This is a genomic window from Vibrio sp. 1401 (assembly GCF_033340295.1).
In genome coordinates this window covers 1-962 of sequence record NZ_JAWOWF010000166.1, presented here as the reverse complement: position 1 = coordinate 962, position 962 = coordinate 1, and the positions used below count along the sequence as shown (strand labels likewise).

2 protein-coding genes are annotated in these 962 nt (G+C 40.0%); both read left to right on the top strand.

Features of this window, described 5'->3' with window-relative positions:
* Window positions 1-201: 201 nt before the first annotated feature.
* On the top strand, window positions 202-399 hold the full coding sequence (locus R7Z77_RS24310; protein ID WP_017448124.1) for a hypothetical protein: 198 nt from the start codon (window positions 202-204) through the stop codon (window positions 397-399).
* Window positions 400-480: 81 nt separating this feature from the next.
* Window positions 481-780, top strand: a complete 300-nt coding sequence (locus R7Z77_RS24305) for a hypothetical protein (protein ID WP_017448123.1) — start codon at window positions 481-483, stop codon at window positions 778-780.
* Window positions 781-962 lie beyond the last annotated feature (182 nt).

The window sequence follows — 962 nt, the reverse complement described above, 5'->3', positions numbered from 1 at the left end:
TTATGCAATTAGGGAAGCACTTTTGCTTCCCTTTTTTAATTTTAGATAACCCGAAGTAGGTAAAATTACCTTTCATAGGAAAAGTCTTACGTATCACTTAACGCACCTTGACAATACTCGGACAAAAAACCATCGATCAAATTCTAATCTAATTCTATTGAATAAGTATGTTGTGTGGCCACGGAGGCCGTTAGACAGGACATGAAGGATAAACCTGAGTACAGCGAGGATACAGAGATGAAAGCGCAACAATTTAAAGAGCTAAAGAAGAAGCTTGGAGACCTGACGGCAAGTCAGTTAAAAACATTGCAAGGCGAAATCAGCATGACGCTGAACAAAAAGGAAAAGCCATTGCTCTCCACTGAAGAGCGTGAAATGTTATCTAAACTGTTTGTTTGATTAAGTTATTGATATAAATCACTTGCACGTTTTATAAACACTTCCTATGCTAACAGCAGCATAATAAGTGGAATTATAATCATGCCAGTTTCAGGGATTCACTCCGGTCAACAAATCATGCAGTTATCGCACAAGATGGCGGATAAAGCTGCACATGAGATTCAACAAACCTTCGTAAAAGGCGGTGAAGACTTATCATTCAATAAAGTCGAACTCGCTAAAAATGTGGCTTTCGCCGCGACCCCTTCCCTAGCCGCACATGCCACTGTTATCGAACCTCTTATCGAAGTTACTCAAGCCGCAAGTTACAACCGTATTGGTGCGTCCGTTGTGGAAAAAAATAACGAGGTAATTGGCAGCCTTCTCGACATTCACGTCTAAAGAAACCAAGATAAAAATTATACCTAACTCCCTTTCCAGATATTGAAGAACACCAAACGCTAATAAGCGCAGCGGTCAAATCTAACCGCCGCACTTTTCATTTCTCAAGTCACTTTATCCGTTATCAATAACACCTCGATTAAGAAGCGATTCAACAATCTCGTTTGAGCTTAATCCATTGA

Coding starts and splice junctions, on each gene's coding strand:
- R7Z77_RS24310 (WP_017448124.1), top strand. CDS start 202: ATGAAGGATAAACCTGAGTACAGCGAGGATACAGAGATGAAAGCGCAA.
- R7Z77_RS24305 (WP_017448123.1), top strand. CDS start 481: ATGCCAGTTTCAGGGATTCACTCCGGTCAACAAATCATGCAGTTATCG.